General features: G+C 53.1%; 17 protein-coding genes. 12 read left to right on the plus strand and 5 right to left on the minus strand.

Features of this window, described 5'->3' with window-relative positions:
- Window positions 1-197: 197 nt before the first annotated feature.
- Window positions 198-1,181 (minus strand): quinone oxidoreductase, encoded by a 984-nt coding sequence (locus ACKI5T_RS14230; RefSeq protein WP_407438250.1) that lies wholly within the window; start codon window positions 1,179-1,181, stop codon window positions 198-200.
- A 62-nt stretch (window positions 1,182-1,243) separates the two neighbouring features.
- Here ACKI5T_RS14230 and dnaB point away from each other — a divergent pair, with 62 nt between their 5' ends.
- From dnaB to ACKI5T_RS14255, 5 genes are all read left to right on the plus strand, one after another.
- The gene (gene dnaB / locus ACKI5T_RS14235) at window positions 1,244-2,656 is read left to right on the plus strand and encodes a replicative DNA helicase (RefSeq protein WP_011915518.1); all 1,413 of its coding nucleotides are present in this window, start codon (window positions 1,244-1,246) and stop codon (window positions 2,654-2,656) included.
- A 152-nt stretch (window positions 2,657-2,808) separates the two neighbouring features.
- Window positions 2,809-3,888 (plus strand): alanine racemase, encoded by a 1,080-nt coding sequence (gene alr, locus ACKI5T_RS14240; protein WP_011915519.1) that lies wholly within the window; start codon window positions 2,809-2,811, stop codon window positions 3,886-3,888.
- A gap of 141 nt (window positions 3,889-4,029) precedes the next feature.
- Entirely contained in the window at window positions 4,030-5,223 is a 1,194-nt protein-coding gene (gene tyrB / locus ACKI5T_RS14245) for an aromatic amino acid transaminase (protein ID WP_407438252.1), read from the plus strand.
- A 193-nt stretch (window positions 5,224-5,416) separates the two neighbouring features.
- The gene (aphA, locus tag ACKI5T_RS14250) at window positions 5,417-6,130 is read left to right on the plus strand and encodes an acid phosphatase AphA (RefSeq protein WP_407438254.1); all 714 of its coding nucleotides are present in this window, start codon (window positions 5,417-5,419) and stop codon (window positions 6,128-6,130) included.
- 118 nt (window positions 6,131-6,248) lie between these two features.
- On the plus strand, window positions 6,249-6,602 hold the full coding sequence (locus ACKI5T_RS14255; protein WP_011915522.1) for an MmcQ/YjbR family DNA-binding protein: 354 nt from the start codon (window positions 6,249-6,251) through the stop codon (window positions 6,600-6,602).
- Between the two features lie 3 nt (window positions 6,603-6,605).
- Here the strand turns inward: ACKI5T_RS14255 and uvrA are convergent, their stop codons facing one another.
- The gene (gene uvrA / locus ACKI5T_RS14260) at window positions 6,606-9,428 is read right to left on the minus strand and encodes an excinuclease ABC subunit UvrA (protein ID WP_407438255.1); all 2,823 of its coding nucleotides are present in this window, start codon (window positions 9,426-9,428) and stop codon (window positions 6,606-6,608) included.
- 245 nt (window positions 9,429-9,673) lie between these two features.
- Between uvrA and ssb1 the strand changes: the two genes are divergently transcribed.
- Window positions 9,674-10,204 (plus strand): single-stranded DNA-binding protein SSB1, encoded by a 531-nt coding sequence (ssb1, locus tag ACKI5T_RS14265; protein WP_011915524.1) that lies wholly within the window; start codon window positions 9,674-9,676, stop codon window positions 10,202-10,204.
- Window positions 10,205-10,302: 98 nt separating this feature from the next.
- On the opposite strand, the gene ACKI5T_RS14270 is transcribed toward ssb1, so the two are convergent.
- The gene (locus ACKI5T_RS14270) at window positions 10,303-10,584 is read right to left on the minus strand and encodes a YjcB family protein (RefSeq protein WP_011915525.1); all 282 of its coding nucleotides are present in this window, start codon (window positions 10,582-10,584) and stop codon (window positions 10,303-10,305) included.
- A gap of 502 nt (window positions 10,585-11,086) precedes the next feature.
- Between ACKI5T_RS14270 and ACKI5T_RS14275 the strand changes: the two genes are divergently transcribed.
- Complete coding sequence (locus ACKI5T_RS14275) at window positions 11,087-12,490, plus strand: diguanylate cyclase (RefSeq protein WP_407438532.1); 1,404 nt, start codon at window positions 11,087-11,089, stop codon at window positions 12,488-12,490.
- Between the two features lie 338 nt (window positions 12,491-12,828).
- A complete protein-coding gene (locus tag ACKI5T_RS14280; RefSeq protein WP_407438257.1) occupies window positions 12,829-14,415 on the plus strand; it encodes an EAL domain-containing protein in 1,587 nt (528 codons plus the stop codon).
- On the opposite strand, the gene soxS is transcribed toward ACKI5T_RS14280, so the two are convergent.
- Entirely contained in the window at window positions 14,412-14,738 is a 327-nt protein-coding gene (gene soxS / locus ACKI5T_RS14285) for a superoxide response transcriptional regulator SoxS (RefSeq protein WP_011915528.1), read from the minus strand. The two genes, ACKI5T_RS14280 and soxS, sit on opposite strands and share 4 nt — an antisense overlap.
- A 98-nt stretch (window positions 14,739-14,836) precedes the next feature.
- Between soxS and soxR the strand changes: the two genes are divergently transcribed.
- The 4 genes from soxR (at window position 14,837) to ACKI5T_RS14305 (ending at window position 19,679) form a co-directional block, all read left to right on the plus strand.
- Entirely contained in the window at window positions 14,837-15,295 is a 459-nt protein-coding gene (gene soxR / locus ACKI5T_RS14290) for a redox-sensitive transcriptional activator SoxR (protein WP_407438259.1), read from the plus strand.
- 264 nt (window positions 15,296-15,559) lie between these two features.
- Window positions 15,560-16,225: a glutathione S-transferase family protein gene (locus ACKI5T_RS14295; protein WP_407438261.1), complete on the plus strand. Its 666-nt coding sequence runs from the start codon at window positions 15,560-15,562 to the stop codon at window positions 16,223-16,225.
- 306 nt (window positions 16,226-16,531) lie between these two features.
- Window positions 16,532-17,881 carry a guanine/hypoxanthine transporter GhxP gene (ghxP, locus tag ACKI5T_RS14300; protein ID WP_407438263.1) on the plus strand — a complete coding sequence of 450 codons (1,350 nt, stop codon included), beginning with the start codon at window positions 16,532-16,534 and terminating at the stop codon, window positions 17,879-17,881.
- Window positions 17,882-18,032: 151 nt separating this feature from the next.
- Entirely contained in the window at window positions 18,033-19,679 is a 1,647-nt protein-coding gene (locus ACKI5T_RS14305; RefSeq protein ID WP_059179859.1) for a Na+/H+ antiporter, read from the plus strand.
- Between the two features lie 117 nt (window positions 19,680-19,796).
- On the opposite strand, the gene ACKI5T_RS14310 is transcribed toward ACKI5T_RS14305, so the two are convergent.
- On the minus strand, window positions 19,797-20,684 hold the full coding sequence (locus ACKI5T_RS14310; protein WP_407438265.1) for a LysR family transcriptional regulator: 888 nt from the start codon (window positions 20,682-20,684) through the stop codon (window positions 19,797-19,799).
- Window positions 20,685-20,769 lie beyond the last annotated feature (85 nt).

Consider the following 20,769-nt stretch of genomic DNA (forward strand, 5'->3'; position numbering starts at 1 on the left):
GTACCCTACATACAGCCGAACTAAAAAAAGAAAGGGCTTCCCACGGGAAGCCCAATTTCTTATATCCCCGTCATAATTCAAGCCGCAGATGCGTTGGCTGCTTTCATTCACCCCAGTCATTTACTTGCGTAAGCTCCCGGGGATTCATTCAATTGCCGCCTTTTTGCAACATGAATTATTGAGGGCAAATGAGCATATTAGGGAATCAGCAAACTCGATCCCTCTGTCGCACGACTTTCCAGCACCTCATGCGCGCGCTGCGCCTCGCTCAGCGGATATTTCTGCGCATCAGACACATCCACTTTAATGACGCCGCTGGCGATCAACGAGAACAATTCGTTGCTGGCTTCGGTCAATTCATCACGCGTAGTGATATATCCCTGAAGGGAAGGGCGAGTCACATACAGCGAGCCTTTCTGGTTCAAAATGCCCAGGTTAACGCCCGTCACCGCGCCAGAGGAATTACCAAAGCTCACCATCAGCCCGCGGCGTTGCAGGCAATCCAGCGAGGCTTCCCAGGTGTCTTTTCCCACAGAGTCATACACCACGCGCAGCTTTTTACCGCCGGTGATCTCTTTCACCCGTTCCGCAATGCTCTCTTCGCGGTAGTTAATCACCTGCCATGCACCAGCCTGTTTTGCACGCTGCGCCTTTTGCGCACTGCCGACGGTGCCGATCAGTTTTGCGCCCAGCGCCTTCGCCCACTGACAGGCGATTAACCCTACGCCGCCTGCGGCAGCATGGAACAGGAACGGCTCATCCGGTTTAATTTCGTAGGTTTTACGCAGCAGATAGAAGACAGTTAGCCCTTTGAGAAATGACGCTGCGGCTTGCTCAAACGAGATGGCATTGGGCAGTACTGCGGCTTTATCGGCAGGGACGTTATGAACAGAGCTGTAAGCACCCAGAGGCGACTGCGCATACACCACGCGGTCGCCTTCTTTAATATGCTTAACGGCGCTTCCGACTTTGACCACCACGCCCGCCGCTTCGGTTCCCAAACCGCTCGGCATGGTCGGTGGCGGATACAGCCCGCCGCGAATATAGGTGTCGATGTAGTTGATGCCAATCGCTTTATTTTCTACCTGGACTTCGTTCTCACCAGGCGCGGCTGGAGTGAACTCCACCGCTTTGAGTACTTCGGGGCCACCATGCTTGTGAAATTCAATGCGCGTTGCCATGATTCCTCCAGAAAATGTGGTAATCTTTCGACCCATTCTTTATCTCGGTAACTCCATTCACTATGGCAGGAAATAAACCCTTCAACAAACAGACTGAACCCCGTGACCGCGACCTCCAGGTTGCCGGGCTAAAGGTCCCGCCGCACTCGATTGAAGCGGAACAGTCGGTGTTGGGCGGTTTAATGCTGGACAACGAACGCTGGGACGATGTCGCCGAGCGCGTTGTGTCTGACGATTTCTATACCCGTCCGCACCGCCATATTTTCACCGAAATGGCGCGTCTGCAGGAGTCGGGCAGCCCGATTGACCTGATCACGCTCGCGGAATCGCTTGAGCGTCAGGGGCAACTGGATAGCGTCGGTGGCTTCGCCTACCTCGCAGAGTTATCAAAAAACACGCCAAGCGCGGCGAACATCAGCGCATACGCTGACATCGTTCGTGAACGTGCGGTTGTGCGTGAAATGATCGCCGTAGCAAACGAAATCGCCGAAGCCGGTTTTGATCCACAGGGCCGGACCAGTGAAGATCTGCTGGATCTCGCGGAATCACGCGTATTTAAAATTGCCGAAAGCCGGGCAAATAAAGATGAAGGCCCGCGCAATATCGCCGACGTGCTTGATTCGACGGTTGCGCGCATCGAAGCGCTGTTCCAGCAGCCGCACGACGGCGTCACGGGTGTGAACACCGGTTATGACGACCTGAATAAAAAAACCGCCGGTTTACAGCCGTCGGATCTGATTATTGTCGCGGCACGTCCGTCGATGGGTAAAACGACATTTGCGATGAACATTGTCGAAAATGCGGCGATGTTGCAGGATAAACCGGTGCTTATCTTTAGTCTGGAGATGCCTTCAGATCAGATCATGATGCGTACCCTTGCGTCGCTGTCACGCGTCGATCAGACCCGCATCCGTACCGGACAGCTCGATGATGAGGACTGGGCGCGCATCTCTGGCACCATGGGCATCCTGCTGGAAAAACGTAATATTTATATCGATGACTCTTCCGGCCTGACGCCGTCCGAAGTGCGCTCGCGCGCGCGTCGTATTGCCCGTGAGCACGGCGGCATTGGTCTCATCATGATCGACTACCTGCAGCTGATGCGCGTTCCGTCGCTGTCGGATAACCGTACGCTGGAAATCGCCGAAATCTCGCGCTCGCTCAAGGCGTTAGCGAAAGAATTACAGGTACCCGTCGTTGCACTTTCTCAGCTTAACCGCTCCCTGGAGCAACGTGCTGACAAGCGCCCGGTTAACTCAGACTTGCGTGAATCTGGCTCCATCGAGCAGGATGCCGATTTGATTATGTTCATCTATCGTGACGAGGTATATCACGAAAACAGCGACATGAAAGGCATCGCAGAAATCATTATTGGTAAGCAGCGTAACGGCCCGATCGGTACGGTGCGCCTGACCTTTAACGGACAATGGTCGCGCTTCGATAATTATGCGGGACCTCAATACGACGACGAATAATTCCTCGTCATCCTTCGCGCCACAGCGGCGTTGGCTTTACCCGTTCACCCCGGTCGCTTAGTTATCTAAGCTCCCGGGGATTTACGGTCTTGCCGCCTTGCTGTGACGCAAATGATTTAGAGGAATACTTTTCTTTACGGCAAGGAATTCAAATGCAAGCGGCAACTGTAGTCATTAACCGCCGCGCTCTGCGACACAACCTGCAACGTCTGCGTGAACTGGCGCCCGCCAGTAAACTCGTTGCAGTCGTGAAAGCGAACGCTTACGGACACGGTCTTCTTGAGACCGCGCGAACGCTCCCTGATGCCGATGCCTTTGGCGTCGCCCGTCTCGAAGAAGCCCTACGCTTACGCGCGGGCGGTATTACGCAACCCATTCTGTTGTTAGAAGGTTTCTTTGAAGCCACTGACCTGACGACGATCGCCGATCAGCATCTGCACACCGCGATTCATAATGAAGAACAGCTGCTGGCGTTGGAAACGGCTGAACTGAGCGAACCGGTGACCGTGTGGATGAAGCTCGATACAGGCATGCATCGCCTGGGCGTACGTCCGGAACAGGCCGAGGCGTTTTATCAGCGGTTAAGCCAGTGCAAAAACGTGCACCAGCCGGTGAATATCGTCAGCCATTTTGCCCGCGCCGACGAACCGGAATGCGGCGCAACGGAGCAGCAGCTCGATATTTTCAACACCTTTTGCGAAGGCAAGCCAGGCATGCGTTCCATTGCGGCCTCTGGCGGCATTTTGCTGTGGCCGCAATCGCACTTTGACTGGGCGCGGCCTGGCATCATTCTTTACGGCGTTTCACCGCTGGAAAACAAACCCTGGGGCCCTGATTTTGGTCTGCAGCCGGTAATGTCTTTGGTGTCGAACCTGATCGCTGTGCGCGAGCACAAAGCGGGTGAACCTGTTGGCTATGGCGGCACCTGGGTGAGCGAGAGCGATACGCGCCTGGGCGTTGTGGCGATGGGTTATGGCGACGGTTATCCACGCGCGGCACCTTCGGGAACGCCCGTGCTGGTGAATGGCCGTGAAGTGAAGATTGTCGGCCGTGTCGCGATGGACATGATTTGCGTCGATCTTGGGCCAGACGCTCAGGATAAAGCGGGCGATGCAGTCGTATTGTGGGGCGAAGGTCTCCCCGTTGAGCGCATCGCTGAAATTACGAAAGTGAGTGCTTACGAACTTATTACGCGTTTGACCTCACGCGTGGCAATGAAATACATCGACTAACGCCTTCTTTGTCTTTTGATGAGGCATTTGGGGTGCAGGCAAACAGGCCGCACCCCAACTTCATTAACATCCTCTCGACCTTCTTTCACTTCCGGTTTATTGTTGAAATCCCTGCCTCTTAGATATCCGGAGAATCATCGCGTGTTCCAGAAAGTTGACGCCTACGCCGGCGACCCCATCCTCTCCTTAATGGAGCGTTTTAAAGAAGATCCGCGCAGCGACAAAGTGAACCTGAGCATCGGTCTGTATTACAACGAAGATGGCATTATTCCTCAGTTGAAAGCCGTCTCCGAAGCCGAAGCGCGTATGAATTCAGTGCCGCATGGCGCGTCGCTTTACCTGCCGATGGAAGGGTTGAACACCTATCGCAATACCATCGCGCCGCTGCTTTTTGGAGCCGATCATGTCGTGTTGCAGGAAAAGCGTGTGGCGACTATTCAGACGCTGGGCGGTTCTGGTGCGCTGAAGGTGGGTGCAGACTTTTTGAAGAAATACTTCCCGGATTCAGGTGTCTGGGTGAGTGACCCAACGTGGGAAAACCACGTCGCCATCTTTGAAGGCGCGGGTTTTGTGGTGAACACCTATCCGTGGTTCGACAATAAAACCAACGGCGTGCGCGTTAATGCGCTTCTGGAAAAGCTCAATACGCTCCCGGAACGCAGCATTGTCCTGCTGCATCCGTGCTGCCATAACCCGACCGGCGCTGACCTGACCAACGATCAGTGGGATGCGGTGATTGAGGTGCTGAAAACACGCAATCTGATCCCGTTCCTCGATATCGCCTATCAGGGCTTTGGCGCAGGCATGGAAGAAGATGCCTACGCCATTCGCGCCATTGCCAGCGCCGGATTGCCTGCACTGGTCAGCAACTCCTTCTCAAAAATCTTCTCACTGTACGGCGAGCGCGTCGGCGGCTTGTCCGTTATCTGTGAAGATGGAGAGGCCGCGGGGCGTGTGCTGGGGCAACTTAAAGCCACCGTTCGCCGTATCTATTCAAGCCCGCCGGCCTTTGGCGCGCAGGTGGTGGCGACCGTTCTCGGTGACGACGAGTTGAAATCGCTGTGGCTTGCGGAAGTCGAAGCCATGCGTAAGCGAATCCTGGCGATGCGTCAGGAACTGGTGAACGTACTGAAAGAGACCGTGCCGGAGCATAACTTTGATTATCTGCTCAAACAGCGCGGTATGTTCAGTTATACCGGTCTGAGCGCGGCACAGGTCGACCGTCTGCGTGAAGAGTTTGGCGTCTACCTGATCGCCAGTGGCCGCATGTGTGTCGCGGGTCTAAACGCCCACAACGTCCAGCGTGTGGCACAGGCGTTTGCCGCTGTAATGTAAGTGCTTACCAACAAACCCTCTCTTGCGAAGAGAGGGTTCCTGCTTCATGGCGTCCTCTGTGATATCCCTCATTCTACCAGGGTTAATATTAAGAATTGTCTTCCCATCATCTGCTTCAGAGGTTATGGTCTGATAGTTTTTTGACCATTCGCTCAATTTAAAAGCATAAAAAATAGAATATTCAGGGGAATACATGCGCAAGATCACACTGGCGCTCAGCGCCGCCTGCTTATTGTTCTCGCTAAATAGTGCAGTCGTCGCCCGCGCTTCTGCACCGACACCACTTTATACCGGTACTACCGCCGCCATTTTGGCTGAACAAGCCCCCATTCACTGGGTCTCTGTGGCACAAATTGAAAACAGTCTGATGGGCCGCGCGCCTATGGCTGTCGGTTTCGACATCGACGATACCGTCCTTTTCTCAAGCCCTGGCTTCTGGCGCGGCAAAAAAACTTTCTCACCAGCCAACGAGGAATACCTCAAAAATCCTGAATTCTGGGAAAAAATGAATAACGGCTGGGATGAATTCAGCATTCCGAAAGAAGTCGGCCGCGCGCTGATCGCCATGCACGTGAAACGCGGCGACAGTATTTATTTCGTGACCGGTCGCAGCCAGACGAAAACCGAAGCTGTCTCTAAAACGCTGCAGGGTGATTTTGCGATTCCGTCTGCAAACATGAATCCGGTAATTTTTGCGGGTGATAAAGCGGGGCAAAACACCAAAACACAGTGGCTGGAACAGAAAAACATCAAAGTTTTCTATGGTGATTCGGATAACGACATCACTGCAGCCCGCGATGTCGGTGCCAGAGGCATCCGCGTGTTGCGGGCTTCAAACTCGACATATCGTCCGTTGCCGATGGCGGGAGCGTTCGGGGAAGAGGTGATTGTGAATTCCGAATACTGATTTGTGATTATTTTTTGAACAAATCAGGCTTGCCTGGGTTTACCTTTCGCCGTCTTGCTGCACACTTAAAGGGGGCAGTTTCTCAGGTCGCATTCAACCCACTGAAAGGGGAACACAGATGACAGTTTCGGAGATATTGCAATACTGCATGAACAAAACTGGCGCTGAACAAAGCGTTCACAGCGACTGGAAAGCCACGCAAATCAAAGTGGCTGACGTGTTGTTTGCGATGGTGAAAGATGTCGAAGGTCGCCCGGCAGCCTCATTAAAAACCAGTCCGGAGCTCGCGGATTTGCTGCGTCAGCAGCACAGCGATGTGCGTCCCAGCAAGCATCTGAATAAAGCACACTGGAGCACGATTTATCTCGACGGATCGCTACCGGATTCGCAGATTTACTATCTGGTGGATGCGTCTTATCAGCAGGCCATCGAGTTGCTGCCGGATACTACCCGGCAGCAACTTTCAGTCTAAGAACTACAGCAGAGGTTTCAGGAAGCGTGCGGTGTGCGAGGCTTCGCACTCAGCCACCGTCTCTGGCGTACCGGAGACAAGGATTTCACCGCCGCCGCTGCCGCCTTCTGGACCGAGATCCACAATCCAGTCAGCGGTTTTGATGACGTCCAGGTTGTGCTCAATCACCACGATCGTGTTGCCCTGATCGCGCAACTGATGCAGCACTTCAAGCAACTGCTGAATATCGGCAAAGTGCAAACCGGTGGTCGGTTCATCCAGGATATACAGCGTCTGACCCGTCCCGCGTTTCGACAGCTCACGCGCCAGCTTCACGCGCTGTGCCTCGCCGCCGGACAGCGTTGTCGCCGATTGCCCCAGACGAATGTAGGTTAACCCCACGTCCATCAGCGTTTGCAGCTTACGCGCGAGCGCAGGCACCGCATCAAAGAACTCACGCGCTTCTTCGATGGTCATATCCAGCACTTCGTGGATCGTTTTGCCTTTGTACTTAATCTCCAGCGTTTCGCGGTTATAGCGTTTGCCTCTGCACTGATCGCACGGCACATAAATATCCGGCAAGAAGTGCATTTCGACTTTGATCACGCCGTCACCCTGACAGGCTTCACAGCGTCCGCCGCGCACGTTAAAGCTGAAACGTCCTGGCGTATACCCGCGCGAACGTGATTCAGGAACACCGGCAAACAGTTCACGTACAGGCGTAAACACGCCGGTATAGGTCGCCGGGTTCGAGCGCGGCGTACGACCAATCGGGCTTTGGTCGATATCGATAACTTTATCGAAATGTTCCAGGCCATGGATCTCGCGATACGGCGCGGGTTCTGCCAGCGTTGCGCCGTTTAGCTGAGTCTGTGCAATCGGGAACAGCGTGTCGTTAATCAGCGTCGATTTACCGGAACCCGACACGCCCGTTACGCAGGTGAACAGCCCCACCGGCAGCGTCAGGGTCACATCTTTCAGGTTGTTGCCGCGCGCGCCGGTCAGTTTCAACACTTTTTCCGGATTGGCGGCGACGCGCTGCTTCGGAACTTCAATTTTACGCTTGCCGCTCATGAACTGGCCGGTCAACGATTCCGGCACCGCCATAATGTCTTTCAGCGTGCCTTCTGCCACGACCTGGCCACCGTGCACGCCAGCACCAGGACCGATGTCGATCACATGGTCAGCGGCGCGGATCGCATCTTCATCGTGCTCAACCACAATCACCGTGTTGCCAAGGTTACGCAGATGAATCAGCGTGCCGAGCAGACGCTCGTTATCGCGCTGATGCAGGCCGATTGACGGCTCATCCAGCACGTACATCACACCAACCAGACCCGCACCAATCTGGCTTGCCAGACGGATACGCTGCGCTTCACCGCCGGAGAGGGTTTCCGCCGAGCGAGAAAGTGACAGATAGTTCAGGCCGACGTTGACCAGGAACTTCAGACGATCGCCGATCTCTTTCAGGATTTTCTCGGCAATTTGCGCGCGTTGGCCCGCAAGCTTGAGATTCGTGAAGAAATCCATCGCATGGCCGATGCTCATATCCGAGATGGTCGGTAGCGCGGTGTTCTCGACAAAGACGTGGCGTGCCTCGCGCTTCAGACGCGTCCCCTCGCAGGAAGTACAGGAACGGTTGCTGATAAATTTCGACAGTTCTTCGCGCACGGCGCTCGATTCTGTCTCTTTATAACGGCGTTCCATGTTATGCAGGACGCCTTCAAACGGATGACGACGCACGGACGTATCGCCGCGATCGTTCATGTATTTGAATTCAATATTTTCTTTTCCAGAACCGTACAGCACCACTTTATGAACAGTTGCGCCCAGGCTGCCCCACGGCGCATCAACGTCGAATTTGTAGTGTTCTGCCAGTGATTTCAGCATTTGGAAATAGTAGAAATTACGGCGATCCCAGCCGCGAATCGCACCACCCGCCAGCGAAAGCTCTGGATTCTGGATCACGCGATCCGGATCGAAATATTGCTGCACGCCCAGACCGTCGCAGGTTGGACACGCACCCGCCGGGTTGTTGAACGAGAACAGACGCGGTTCCAGCTCGCGCATGCTATAGCCGCAAATTGGACAGGCAAAGTTCGCCGAGAAGAGCAGCTCTTCTGCTTTTGGATCGTCCATGTCAGCCACAATCGCCGACCCACCGGAGAGATCCAGTGCGGTTTCAAACGATTCGGCTAAGCGCTGCGTGAGGTCTTCACGCACTTTAAAGCGGTCAATGACCACTTCAATGGTGTGTTTCTTTTGCAGCTCAAGTTTTGGCGGATCGGACAGATCGCACACTTCACCGTCGATACGGGCGCGGATGTAACCCTGGCTTGCCAGGTTCTCCAGCGTTTTCGCATGCTCGCCTTTTCGGTCTTTAATGATGGGGGCCAGCAACATCAGGCGTTTGCCTTCCGGCTGTGCCAGCACGTTATCCACCATTTGACTGACGGTTTGCGCCGCCAGCGGCACGTCATGGTCCGGGCAGCGCGGTTCGCCTACGCGGGCAAACAGCAGGCGCAGGTAGTCGTGAATTTCAGTAATGGTGCCGACCGTTGAGCGCGGGTTGTGCGATGTTGATTTTTGCTCAATAGAAATGGCAGGCGATAACCCTTCAATGTGGTCAACGTCCGGCTTTTCCATCAGCGACAAAAACTGACGCGCATAGGCAGAAAGCGATTCAACGTAACGGCGCTGTCCTTCGGCATATAAGGTGTCGAAAGCCAGTGATGATTTGCCAGACCCCGAAAGCCCGGTCACGACAATAAGCTTGTCGCGAGGGATTATGAGGTTGATATTCTTGAGATTATGGGTGCGGGCGCCCCGTACTTCGATCTTATCCATTCACCTTTCCCGGTAGAGACTCGGATGCCTGGTTTGTTTGAAGGACAAACGGCAGAAACGGCTAATTATGACACAATCTGACCTGTTTGAATATACAGTATTGGAATGCATTTTCTGATTCGTTGTGTAACAATGTCGAGTTCGCAAGAGAACTCTGGAACATGCTACGCAACTATCAAAATGCTACATGGAAATGATACACTCGCGCGTTACACTATTAAGAAACGAATTCAGGAGACACGATCATGGCCAGCAGAGGCGTAAACAAGGTGATTCTCGTCGGTAATCTGGGCCAGGACCCGGAAGTACGCTACATGCCGAGTGGTGGCGCAGTTGCCAACATTACGCTGGCTACTTCCGAATCCTGGCGTGATAAAGCGACCGGTGAGATGAAAGAGCAGACTGAATGGCACCGTGTTGTGCTGTTCGGCAAACTGGCCGAAGTGGCTGGTGAATATCTGCGTAAAGGTTCTCAGGTGTATATCGAAGGTCAGCTTCGTACCCGTAAATGGACCGATCAGTCCGGTGCAGAGAAGTTCACGACTGAAGTCGTGGTTAACGTTGGCGGTACCATGCAAATGCTGGGTGGCCGTCAGGGCGGTGGTGCTCCGGCAGGCGGCGGTCAGCAGCAGCAGGGCAGCTGGGGTCAACCCCAACAGCCACAGGGCGGCGGCAACCAGTTCAGCGGCGGCGCGCAGTCTCGTCCGCAGCAGCAGTCCGCACCGGCACCGTCTAACGAACCCCCAATGGATTTCGACGACGACATTCCGTTCTGATTGTTATAGACGACATGTTTTGTATTGCCAGAAGCCCTGCATTTGCAGGGCTTTTTGTTTCAGAAAGTCGATGCGTTACGCCAAAATTGCGCGATTGATCAGGTGATGACCATCGGCCAGTCGGGTGGGGTATGGCTCATGGCTTCCACCATGACGACTTTCACATTGCTCCAGATAGTTGCCACGTCCGCCATCGTAATGCCCAGTAAGCCCGTCGCAAACCAGCATGCTGCGCCCAGTCCCAATAAGGTGCTGATCACGGCGAGTCCTGCATAATCTGATTTACGGAACTGAATATTGAGCGTGCTGGCTAAAAACATCATCACTGCACTCAATAACGGCCAGCGCAAAAGAACCATGCTGGTAGTAATGGTTGCCATAAAACCTATCCTCGAGATAACAAAAAAGTAACAATGAAACGGCGTTTCACGTTGCAAAATATGTGTGAACTATATCACGTTTGTTCTTTTATTCGCCAGTTCTGTTGCGGAAAAATTGTGCGTGATAAGCCGCTTCTGCGTAAGGATCCGTTGTCGTGAAAATATATCTTCGCAGGCTAAGGGACAGTTTTACTGTGTGTTCATAAGGAATTCATTAGGATAGCGAAAAGGGGGGATGGATTAGGTGAGGAACGAGAATATTTACAGTATTACTACTATGACTTATGCTTGAACGAACAATTAATTATACGCACAGCTAATAACTCAACTTTCTGAATTAATAGATTATTTGTTCTCATTGTCATTTCTTCTTCACACATGCAATTTTTATATTTACATAAGTATGCGCTGTCTTTAAATAATCATTAAATCAATTTTATACGAATCTTGAGTTATTCGTTATGCCCGATTTATATTATTCAATCACCTGCGAATAAAAATGATGAAAGACACATGCCGCGAAGTGATTAACGACAGCATGCTGGCTTTGCATGCTTTAGCAAAACTGATGCCGCTGCTTACTCTTCAGCGTTCGCTGTCTGAGATGCTGGAAACGATTAACCGTACGCTTGGCTCGACGCTTGCCTGGGTCAGTATCGATGATGAAAGCGCTCAGTCGCGCGTTGTTTGCGCGGGGGAGGTGACTTGTCACCCTTTTGAAGTGACGGGTTTCCTGGCCAGCACGTTGCTGCAACAGCATCACCGCGCGTGGCGGTCTATTTACTGGAAAGAAAACGTCGGCAGGGTAATATTTTCACCCCAGCATCCAGGGCATGCGCAATTACAAAGCGGGGTGTTATGTAAATTATCCTCCCGGGATGGACGTTGCAGCGGCTATTTCTTTCTCGCGTTTTCGCAGCGTATTGATACGTTGCCCGTGCTGAAACATATTGTTGTTGTGCTCGCAGAAAAGCTCAAAGATTATTTTGCCGAAATTATTTCCCGAGAGCGCACGGCCATTGAGATGCAGCGTGTGGTGACTCAATATAAAACGTTGTTTGAACGTGCCCCGGTATTAATGACCTCTTTTGATCGACATAACCGTTGCGTGTTGGGGAACGGTGAATGCGAAAAAGTATTCGGCTGGAGCATGGTGGAAATCAATGCCCATCCCGATCCTCTGGCGCTTTTTTATCCCGATCCCGAAGAGCGCCGACGGGTGCGCGATTCAATCCATATTTCGTCCCTGAAAGATATGTACGAGTGGCACCCGCTGCGAAAAGACGGATCGCAGCTCACGATTTTGTGGTCGAATATTCTGCTGCCCGATGGCTCTATTTTGAATATTGGTCTGGATATCACCGAACGCAAAAAAGCGGAACGTCAGCTGGCGTTGAGGGCCACCACTGACGATCTCACCGGCTGTTTTAATCGTTCCGCAATTTTGCAGAAGCTTCAGGCGGCGACGGAGCAACATCAGCTGTCAGAAACGGGAAGCCCTTTCTGCGTGTTGATGTTCGATCTTGACTATTTCAAACAGATTAATGATGAGTGGGGCCATCAGGTCGGAGACGCGGCCCTGGTCTATTTTTGCGATCGGCTGCGTGAGTTGAGCCCGAGACTCTCTGCTCTGGGTCGGGTTGGCGGCGAGGAGTTTTTGCTTCTGCTCACGCAAGCCGATAGTCAGGCGGCGATGGCGCTTTCCACACTGCTGCGTTCCTCGCTCTTTGACAGACCCATGCGGGTCGAAGACAAATCGTTGGTTCTTTCCTTTAGTGCGGGTGTGGTAGAGGTCTGTCATGGTCAACGCGATACCTCTTCACTGCTTACGCGTGCCGATAAAGCGTTATATGATGCAAAACGTAGCGGAAGAGGAAAAACGGTGATCGCCATTGATTATTTATAAATCATCATTCGTAATGTTTATCTGCAAATAATCTTAAATTTCATGATTAAGGTGTGTTTTTTCCATGCTGTTGCGAGTTTGACTTAATCAATGATCCCTTGTCGTGTTATCTTAAAACTCACCGGTAATGCTGGATAATAACTTTCCCTAATAAAAACGAAACGCATACTTTTAGTTTGAGTTACGGACACATATTATCGTCATAACTAACTTTGAGAATTTTAATACTAAAAGTCAGTTGCTAACTTCGCATGATTCATGCAACGTAATCACCTGTTTATCAAAGCATCCGGCCTTCATTACTACAGGCACACATATTGCAGGGATATAGGGCGGAAATGAATCGTAGCGCACGGCGCAAGGTGCTGAGGGTAGTCGGGGTCATCATGGTAGTTTTGCTACCGGTGATGCTTGCGCTATGGTTTGCCCAGCTAAGAGCCGTTACCGAAACAAGCAGCCAGCTACGTACCTTTGCCCAACTCGCTTTAGATAAAACTGAACTCGTTATTGAGCAGGTTGATTTAGCCCGCGACGCTGCCAAAAAATACCAGGGTGAAGTGTGTTCGCCTGCGCATCGGCAATATATGTTAAATGTCGTTCGTGGACGTCTCTACGTGGCTGATTTAATATATGCAGATGGTCAGCGCTTTTTATGTTCCACGGTCTCCACGCCAGATCAGCCCTACATTATCCCTACCGCAAATTACACACGTAAACCCGACGTCTCTATCTATTATTTCCGCGATACGCCGTTCTTCGCCGGTTATAAAATGACATATATGCAGCGCGGAAATTACGTGGTGGTGGTCAACCCATTGTCATATGGTGAAGTCATGTCTGCCGACCATACATTGACATGGGGTGTATATGATACGGTGACTAATGATTTCTTTTCCGTCAGTCCACACGCCGAAATTTCTTTATTACATTCGCTATTAGGTAATCCTGAGCAAGCATTTCAAAGTAATGGTCGTTTTTACACCACCGCAAATTCTGCGAAACGTCCTATCGCCGCGATTGTTTCTACCTCGAATACCCGATTTTATGAAATGCTTTATCATCAGGCGACATTGACGTTGCCGCTGGGAATGATTTGCAGCGTAATTATATTGCTGGTGTGGTCACGCACACATCGAGAATTTAATTCACCTGGACGTTTATTGCACCGCGCATTAAATAAACGCCAGCTGTGTGTACATTATCAACCCATTATTGATATAAAAAATAAGCAATGCGTAGGTGCGGAAGCCCTGCTTCGTTGGCCAGGTTTTAACGGTCAGGTAATGAGTCCCGCAGAGTTTATTCCGCTGGCAGAGAAAGAGGGCATGATTGAGCGGATTACCGATTATGTTGTTGAAGAGGTCTTTAACGATCTCGGCCATTTTTTGGGGAATAACCCGCATCTTTATATCTCCATTAACCTGTCGGCATCCGATTTCCACTCTTCTCGCCTGATCGCCCTGATCTCTGATAAAGCTCAGCAATATTCCGTGCGCGCTCAACAAATTAAGATTGAAGTGACAGAGCGCGGATTTATTGATGTGCCGAAAACCACCCCTGTGATTCAGGCTTTCCGTCAGGCCGGGTATGAAGTCGCGATCGATGACTTTGGTACCGGTTATTCCAACCTGCATAACCTGTATTCACTGAACGTCGACATCCTGAAAATCGATAAATCGTTTATCGATACCCTGACGACCAACAGCACCAGTCACCTGATTGCAGAACACATCATTGAAATGGCCCAGAGCTTGCGGCTGAAAACCATCGCTGAAGGGGTGGAGACGGCGGAGCAGGTGACCTGGTTACTGAAGCGTGGCGTGCAATATTGCCAGGGTTGGCATTTTGCGAAGGCGATGCCGCCGCAAGAGTTTATGGACTGGCAGCAGCACCCTGTTCACGTTCTGGTCCCGCGTACCAGCTAGTTGAGCTGGTGGCGGTAATCGCTCGGGGTGCGATCAAATTCGCGTCTAAATACCCGGGAAAATGTCTGCTGTGAAACGTATCCCAAATCCATCGCGATATCAAAAATCGGACGGCGCGTGCTGCGCAACGCCTGCGCTGCCAAAAGCAATCTGCGCTGACGAATGTAATCCCCCAGCGTCTGATGCATGACCGTGCGGAACATTCTCTGCAGATACCACTTCGAATAGCCCGACTTCTTCGCGACGGCGTCAATGTTTAATGGTTGGTCGATATGTTCATCAATCCATTCAATCAATGTCTGAATAATTTGCTGATGTGACATAAGGTTGCCCCTCTTTAAATACAACACTTTCAGTTGATTGGTCGTTTTCTCTGCGGGGGAGTATAATTCCTCAAGTTAACTTGAGGTAAAGAGGTTTTATGGAAAAGAGATTACCGAGAATTAAAGCGTTGCTGACTCCGGGTGAAGTCGCAAAACGCAGCGGGGTGGCGGTCTCGGCGCTGCATTTCTATGAAACAAAAGGGCTGATTAAAAGCATCCGTAACGGCGGCAACCAGCGCCGTTATACCCGCGATGTGCTGCGTTACGTGGCGATTATCAAAATTGCGCAACGCATCGGGATCCCGCTGGCGACCATCAGCGACGCTTTTGGCGTGCTGCCAGAAGGTCATTCGCTGAGTGTAAAAGAGTGGAAAGATCTCTCCTCGCAGTGGCGCGAGGAGCTGGACCGGCGTATCCATACGCTGGTTGCGCTGCGCGATGAGCTGGATGGATGCATCGGGTGTGGGTGCCTTTCGCGGAGCGATTGCCCGTTGCGTAACCCTGGCGACAAACTGGGTGAGCAGGGCACGGGCGCACGACTGCTGGGCGAAGAATAAAAAAACTAAAGCGCCAGACTAAGGCGCTTTAGTTTATTCCCGGTCTTTGTCTTTCTCTCTATCCCGCTGGTTCACGGGAGGGTTTCCCCCGACATCAGCACCCCTCATGTCGAGCAGTTGGGGAGGTTCCGGTTTGTGCTGACACTTTAATTGTATGCAAAATCGTCATCTTCGCCAGCGCGAACGTTCAGATTTTAGCCAAAATTTTTTCGCGGAGTTGTGCAATTTTCTATAGTTAGTTTGTATGAATCAGAGGAGAAATCCATGCTCACGCTCCACCACTTGAATCAATCCCGTTCACAGCGCGTGATCTGGGCGCTCGAAGAACTTGGCGTGCCGTATCAAATTGTCCGCTATCAGCGTGAAAAAACCATGCTGGCGCCGCCGTCACTCAAGAAAATCCACCCGCTGGGTAAATCGCCCGTGGTAGAAGATAACGGACTGATCCTCGCAGAATCGGGTGCAATTCTTGAATACTTGCAAGAAACCTATGATCCGGAGTCGCATCTCAAGCCTCAGGATGCGGCGCATAAAACCCAGTATCGCTTCTGGCTGCATTACGCCGAAGGGTCGCTGATGCCCTTACTGATGATGAAACTGGTCTTTAACAGTCTGGGTAAACCGCCGGTGCCTTTCGGCATGCGAACCTTGGGCAAACTGCTGGGACAAGGCGTACAGAAAGGCTATCTCAACGCTCAGATTGAAACGCACGCGCGTTTTGTCGAATCGCATCTGGCCGAGAACAGCTGGTTCGCTGGCGATCATCTCAGCATGGCGGATATTCAGATGAGCTTCCCGGTATTCGCGTTACTTGCGCGCGGTGGAGTCGACAACCTGCCGCATCTACACGCGTGGAAGAAAAAGGTTGAAATGCGTCCGGCGTGGCAACGTGCGATTCAACAGGGTGGACCATTTGAAATCCCCGGATAAACATTAATTGTTATTAAATTGCGCATTCACGATAACGTTTGCGCATCCTCTGGTTATTTCTTCAGCGTCATAAGCTAATTTTAGCGAAAAACGACAAAGTTAAGTTGAAAACGCCCTGTATTAGGCTAGATAATCGTTTGCCTTCAATTAACCACCCGTTTTGTAAGCGCGGAGCTAAACGTTTGCTTTTTTTGTGACGGCCCCTATTCGTCACAAACGCAGCACAAGGATTTGACGTTTCGCTGGCAGTGGAGTTGTCCACCACGCTTATAAACGAATGATAAAAATTCTCAGGGGATGCTTTCTATGTCTACGCCTTCAGCGCGTACTGGCGGTTCACTCGACGCCATGTTTAAAATTTCTGCTCGCGGCAGCACCGTGCGTCAGGAAGTTGTCGCCGGTCTGACGACCTTCCTGGCGATGGTTTACTCCGTGATCGTTGTGCCGGGCATGTTGGGTAAAGCGGGCTTCCCGCCTGCTGCGGTGTTCGTTGCCACCTGTCTGGTTGCGGGTCTGGGTTCTATCGTGATGGGTCTGTGGGCTAACCTGCCGCTGGCGATTGGTTGCGCAATCTCACTGACCGCATTTACCGCGTTCAGCCTGGTGCTGGGTCAGCACATCAGCGTGCCCGTTGCGCTGGGTGCGGTGTTCCTGATGGGGGTGCTGTTTACGGTGATTTCTGCGACCGGCATCCGTAGCTGGATCTTGCGGAACCTGCCGCAAGGCGTCGCGCACGGTACGGGCATCGGTATCGGTCTGTTCCTGCTGCTGATTGCCGCCAACGGCGTGGGCCTGGTGGTTAAAAACCCACTCGACGGCTTGCCGGTTGCGATGGGCCATTTCGCCAGCTTCCCGGTGATCATGTCGCTCATTGGCCTGGCGGTCATTATCGGTCTGGAAAAACTGAAAGTGCCTGGCGGTATCTTGCTGACGATTATCGGGATTTCCGTGGTCGGCCTGCTTTTCGATCCGACCGTTCACTTCTCCGGTATCTTTGCCATGCCGTCGCTGAGTGATGAACATGGCAACTCGCTGATTGGTAGCCTCGATATTGTCGGCGCGCTGAACCCGATTGTGCTGCCAAGCGTACTGGCGCTGGTCATGACCGCGGTATTTGACGCCACGGGGACCATCCGTGCGGTCGCGGGTCAGGCTAATTTGCTGGATAAAGACGGCCAGATTATCGATGGCGGCAAAGCGCTGACCACCGACTCCCTGAGCAGCGTGTTCTCCGGCCTGGTGGGCGCGGCTCCGGCTGCGGTCTACATTGAATCAGCCGCGGGTACGGCAGCAGGCGGGAAAACCGGTCTGACGGCTATCACCGTCGGCGTGCTGTTCTTGCTCATTCTGTTCCTCTCGCCGCTCTCTTATCTGGTGCCGGTTTATGCGACCGCACCGGCGCTGATGTACGTCGGCCTGCTGATGCTGAGCAACGTGGCGAAAATCGATTTTGCCGATTTCGTTGACGCGATGTCCGGCCTGATTACCGCCGTCTTTATCGTGCTGACCTGCAATATCGTCACCGGCATCATGATCGGCTTTGCCTCACTGGTGATTGGTCGTCTGGTGTCGGGCGAATGGCGCAAGCTGAACGTTGGCACCGTGGTGATCGCGATTGCGCTGGTTGCGTTCTATGCGGGCGGCTGGGCCATCTGATTTAGCAGAACCTGCGAAAACGGGTGGCTTAGGCCGCCCGTTTTCATTTTCAGACCACATCTCGTTGTCATTTGCGTTACTCTGAAGAGGGTAAAATAGAAGCACGACGCTTCAGGTTTTAGACAATAAGAAACACGCAAACAGGGAACGCATGGAAATTTTCTTCACCATTCTCATCATGACCCTCGTGGTCTCACTTTCCGGGGTAGTCACCCGCGTACTACCCTTCCAGTTACCCCTCCCGCTGATGCAAATTGCCATTGGTGCGCTATTGGCATGGCCGACGTTTGGCTTGCACGTCGAGTTCGATCCCGAACTGTTCCTCGTGCTGTTCATCCCGCCGCTGCTGTTTGCCGACGGCTGGAAAACGCCCACGCGCGAATTCCTTGAGCACGGGCGAGAGATATTCGGCCTCGCGCTGGCCCTGGTGGTCGTCACGGTGGTCGGGATAGGCTTCCTGATCTACTGGATTGTGCCGGGCATCCCGCTGATTCCAGCCTTTGCGCTGGCCGCCGTGCTGTCGCCTACCGATGCCGTGGCGCTGTCCGGTATTGTCGGCGAAGGGCGCATTCCGAAGAAAATCATGGGGATTTTGCAGGGTGAGGCGCTAATGAATGACGCCTCTGGCCTAGTGGCGCTCAAGTTTGCTGTCGCCGTGGCGATGGGCACCATGATTTTCACTATCGGCGGCGCAACCGTTGAGTTCTTCAAAGTGGCGATTGGCGGCATCCTGGCCGGTTTTGTCGTCAGTTGGCTGTATGGCCGTTCGTTGGGCTTTCTCAGTCGCTGGGGCGGCGATGAGCCTGCAACGCAAATCGTTCTGCTGTTCCTGCTGCCGTTCGCGTCCTATTTGATTGCGGAACATATTGGCGTTTCCGGCATCCTGGCGGCCGTGGCGGCGGGGATGACCATCACCCGTGCAGGTGTGATGCGCCGCGCGCCGCTGGCGATGCGTCTGCGCGCCAACAGCACCTGGGCAATGCTTGAGTTTGTGTTTAACGGCATGGTGTTCCTGCTATTGGGCCTGCAGCTTCCGGGCATTCTGGAATCCTCGCTGGTGGCGGCCGAAGCCGATCCGAACGTTGAAACCTGGATGCTGTTTACCGATATTGTGCTGATTTACGTCGCGCTGATGCTGGTGCGCTTTGGCTGGCTGTGGACGATGAAAAACTTCAGCATGCGCTTCCTGAAGAACAAGCCGATGGAGTTTGGCTCGTGGACCACGCGCGAACTGCTGATTGCGTCTTTTGCGGGCGTGCGTGGGGCCATCACCCTTGCCGGTGTGCTCTCTATTCCGCTGCTTCTGCCCGACGGAAACGTCTTCCCGGCGCGTTACGAACTGGTGTTTTTAGCGGCGGGCGTGATTCTGTTCTCACTGTTTATTGGCGTGGTGATGCTGCCGATTCTGCTGCAACATCTGGAAGTGGCCGACCATGCCCAGCAGCAGAAAGAGGAGCGCATCGCGCGCGCCGCAACGGCAGAAGTGGCGATTGTGGCGATCCAGAAAATGGAGGAGCGTCTTGCCGCAGATATCGAAGAGAACATTGATAACCAGCTGTTGACCGAGGTCAGTTCGCGGGTGATCGGTAACCTGCGCCGTCGTGCCGATGGGAGCAACGATGTTGAAAGCTCCATGCTGGCCGAGAAACTTGAGCGACGCTTCCGCCTGGCCGCGCTGCGCTCCGAGCGTGCCGAGCTGTACCACCTGCGCGCGACGCGCCAGATCAGCAATGAGACGCTGCAAAAATTGCTGCACGATCTCGATTTGCTGGAAGCGCTGTTGATCGAGAGTCAGTAATACGTGCGGTCTGATGCCCTCACCCCGACCCTCTCCCACGGGAGAGGGAGTGGTTCGCTCACCCTCTTAGGGCGTCCCGCTCTGTCGGATGCGTTTTACGTTCCCTCTCCCTTTGGGTTAGGGTGAAGGGACCCAAAACCCCTCGCAGCACGTCAGCCACGCCTGGGCGCTGTTCGACAGATAAACCCCTTCGCGCCAAATCATGCCTAGCTGCCAGTGCAGATCGCTTTCGAGCGGGATCCAGCGCAGCGTGTTTTTATCCAGCCGTTCGCAAATGGGTTGCGGCAAAATCGCGATGCCTACACCCGCCTGTACCATTGCCGCGAGAAAATCCCACTGGCCGCTGCGCACGGCGATGCGCGGCTTCACGTCGTGCTGACTAAACAGCTGCATCAGCTGGCGACTGAGGGCGAAATCTTCGTTGTAAATCAGCAGGGGATGCTCTGCCAGCAGTTCGGGCTTAACGGTTTTAATATCCAGCCAGTCGCCCGAGCGCGGGACCAAAACGCACAGCGGATGGCTGAACAGCGGTAGCGTCGCCAGGCCGCTGTCTTCTTCGACGGGCAGGGCGGTCATCGCCAGATCCAGTTCCCCGTTCATCACCGCCTGCTGCACGGTTAATCCGCCAAATTCAGATATTTTTAGCTCGACGCCCGGATAGCGCTGGCGATACAGACTGATCGGCCCAGCCATCATCATCCCGACCATCGGAGGAATACCGAGGCGCAACAGCCCTTTGTTCAGGTGGTTAATATCGCCAAGCTCTGCTTCGAGCTGGCGGAACTCCGCAAGAATCGCCAGGCCACGTTCAAACACCACGCGCCCGGTATCGGTGAGCAACAGCTTGCGCCCGTCGCGAATCAGCAGGGTACAGTTCAGTTCGTCTTCAAGGTTTTTCAGCATTTTGCTGATGGTGGGTTGGGTGACAAACAGCTTTTCCGCTGCGCGAGTAAAACTCTGCTGGCGAACCACTTCGACAAAATAGCGCAGCGTTCTGATGTCCATGATTATTCCCCGAGACTATGCATTTGATGATTTTAATTCATTTCAGTCCGTTACGTGCGGTCTCTATACTGGCGCTTCATCTCAT

The sequence above is a fragment of the Lelliottia sp. genome (genome assembly GCF_045627565.1).
Classification (GTDB): domain Bacteria; phylum Pseudomonadota; class Gammaproteobacteria; order Enterobacterales; family Enterobacteriaceae; genus Enterobacter.